4 protein-coding genes are annotated in these 2,885 nt (G+C 63.6%); 1 reads left to right on the plus strand and 3 read right to left on the minus strand.

The features are described from left to right. Positions 1–271 (plus strand): response regulator transcription factor (locus tag AC062T_RS12170; RefSeq protein WP_476030388.1); only part of this gene is annotated, 271 nt, incomplete at its 5' end. A gap of 79 nt (positions 272–350) precedes the next feature. Here the strand turns inward: AC062T_RS12170 and AC062T_RS12175 are convergent. From AC062T_RS12175 to AC062T_RS12185, 3 genes are read right to left on the minus strand one after another with little or no spacing between them, the layout of a single operon-like run. After that, positions 351–803 carry a MaoC family dehydratase gene (locus AC062T_RS12175; protein WP_476030390.1) on the minus strand — a complete coding sequence of 151 codons (453 nt, stop codon included), beginning with the start codon at positions 801–803 and terminating at the stop codon, positions 351–353. A 21-nt stretch (positions 804–824) separates the two neighbouring features. Further along, positions 825–1,712 (minus strand): amidohydrolase family protein, encoded by an 888-nt coding sequence (locus AC062T_RS12180; protein ID WP_476030392.1) that lies wholly within the window; start codon positions 1,710–1,712, stop codon positions 825–827. A 7-nt stretch (positions 1,713–1,719) separates the two neighbouring features. Then, positions 1,720–2,628: an SDR family oxidoreductase gene (locus AC062T_RS12185; protein WP_476030394.1), complete on the minus strand. Its 909-nt coding sequence runs from the start codon at positions 2,626–2,628 to the stop codon at positions 1,720–1,722. Positions 2,629–2,885 lie beyond the last annotated feature (257 nt).

Below are 2,885 nucleotides of genomic sequence, written 5' to 3' on the forward strand. Positions count from 1 at the left end.
CACCGCCAAGCTCATCGAAGCCGCGGCTCCGCACCTCGGCACGCGTCGTGACTCCGAGGCAAGTGATGCCCTCTCAGAGCTCACTGCCCGGGAGAGGGAGATCTTTGTGCTCGTCGGTCGCGGGCAGACCAACGCCGAGATCGCGGCGAACCTCTACCTGAGCGATTCCACGGTGAAGGCGCACATCGGGCGCGTGCTTGCCAAACTCGGCGCTCGCAACCGTGTTGAAGCGGTCATCAGGGCATACGAGCTGGGAATCGTCGGTCACTGAGGCGCCCAGCCCGGCCCGTCACCGTGGTCGGTCACTGGAGGGCCGCCCGCATCGCGCGAGCGGCCCTCCAGTTCGCGAGCTACGCGTAGAAGCGGTGAATCGCCTGCGCGATAGCGGCGGGCTTCTCGGCGCCCTCGATCTCGATCGTCATGTCGATCGTGATCTGCAGGCCGCCCTTGACCTCTTCGACGTCAGCGATCGTCGCCTGCAGGCGAATGCGGGAGCCCACCTTGACGGGCGAGAGAAAACGCACCTTGTTGAGGCCGTAGTTGACCTTGGTGCCGGCATCCGTCACGTCGAGCAGTTCGGTCCACAGCGGGATGGTCAGTGACAGCGTGAGAAAGCCGTGGGCGATTGCGGCGCCGAACGGGCCGTCTTTGGCACGTTCGGGGTCGACATGAATCCACTGCTGGTCCTCTGTCGCGTCGGCGAAGGTGTTGACGCGCTCCTGGGTGATGTCGATCCAGCTGCTGGCGCCCAGATCTTGGCCGACGAGCTCGGGCAGGCTGGCGAGTGTTGCGGTTGTTGCCATGGGGTGTCTCCTGTTGTTGGGTCAGTCGGTGAGGCGCAGCAAACGCAGGGCGTTCTCGCGCATGATCTTGGGGCGAACGCTGTCTTTGATCTCGAGGCCAGCGAAGTCGGCGATCCATCGGTCGGGGTGAATCATGGGGTAGTCGGATGCGAAGAGAACCTGGTTCTGCAGGCGCGATCCCATTTGTTTGACGAGAGCAGCGGGAAAGTACTTGGGCGACCAGCCCGAGAGGTCGATCCACACATTGGATTTGTGGGTGGCGACGGAGATCGCCTCGTCTTGCCACGGCACCGACGGATGCGCCATCACGATCTGCAGGTGGGCAAACTCTGCGGCGAGGTCGTCGAGAAGCATGGGGTTCGAGAGCCCCAGCCGCAGGCCGTGGCCCCCGGGCGTGCCCGCCCCAATGCCGGTTTGGCCAGTGTGAAAGATCGCCGGAACGTTGAGCTCGGCGATGGCGGCGAAGAAGTCCCAATGCCCTCGGTCGCTCGGGTCGAAGCCCTGCACGGTGGGATGGAACTTGAACCCCCGGGCTCCGCGTTCCACCACGAGGCGTCGCGCCTCTTCTGCCCCCGCTGCGCCTCGCGACGGGTCGATGCTCACGAAGGGGATGAGCACGTCTGAGTGACGAATCGCCCCATCGATGACCGCATCGTTGCTGATGCCGTCATGGCCAAGGTTCGCTGCCGCATCCACCGTGAACACCACGGCCGCCATGTTCCGCTCGCGAAAGAGGGCTGCCGTTTCGTCGATTCCGGGAAACTCGCCGCCGTTGCCAAAGTACTTGGCGGCGGCGTCATACAGCTCGTCGGGCAGAGAGTGGTGACCGTGGTCAGACTCAATGTGCACGTGGGTGTCGATGGCCACGATCGACGCGAGGTCGATCGTGGGCTCGTAGCGCTCGCTCATGTCGCTCTTATGCTCCGGGAGGCGTGGGGATCTTCTCGCCAACGGACTGCTGGTCCGCGGCGAACTTGTCTGCCCACACTGCAGCGATGGATTCAGCGGTCCAGCCGTTGTCGGCAATCTCGGTGACGATCATCGTGGGGTGCGAGTAGAGCGCGAGGCGGTCACCGCCAATGCCAATGGCCTGACCAGTGATGTCTGCTGCTTCGTCGGAGGCGAGGAAGGTCACGAGGCCAGCAACATCCTGGGGCGTTCCGAAGCCAAGCTCTTTGCGGGCAAACGGAGGCAGTGGCTCGCCAGCGGCGATTGCATCCGTGTACTCCTTGAGAAACGGCACGGTCTCGGTCATGCTCGTCGCTGCGACGGGGATCACCGAGTTCGCGGTGATGCCGGCGCGCGCTAGCTCAAGAGCCCACGTGCGCGTCATACCAACGATGCCGGCCTTAGCTGCGGCGTAGTTGGTCTGGCCGAAGTTGCCGAACTGGCCGGTGGGCGAGCCGATCGTGATGATGCGGCCTCCCTCGCCCTGTTCACGCATGTGGATCGCCGCGGCGCGAACGCACGTGAAGGTTCCCCGCAGGTGAACGTTGATCACCAGATCAAAGTCGTCGTCGCTCATCTTCCACAGAACGGTGTCGCGCAGAACTCCGGCGTTGGTCACCAGAATGTCGAGCCGACCCCATGTGTCGACGGCCTTCGCCACGAGGGCATTGGCGGTCTCGGTCGATCCGACGGCACCCACGAGGGCGACGGCTTCTCCGCCTGCGCTGGTGATGCTGTCGACGGCGGATGCAGCGGTGGCCTCGTCAACATCATTGATGACGACCTTGGCCCCGTGGGCTGCGAGATCCTGAGCGTAGGCGAGCCCGAGGCCGCGCCCACTGCCGGTGACGATGGCAACTTTTCCCTGAAGATTCATGTGCTCTATTTCCGTTGGTGGTCGGGGGCGTCGCGGAGGATGTTCCGCCGACGTGAAATCTCTCAATAATCGTTGATATCTTCAATTACTTTGAATGTCAACTGTTAGCCCCGTAGACTGCTGCCATGACCGACTCATCTCCGGTGATTGATCTGGGCGTTGCGCCGGATCGCATCGACGCGACAGACCTCCTCGACGACATCGAGTTTCTTGTCGCCCGCGTGCGCGCTATCGGTTCGCTTTCGGCCCGCCACGCT

It is taken from the genome of Homoserinimonas sp. (assembly GCF_056262345.1).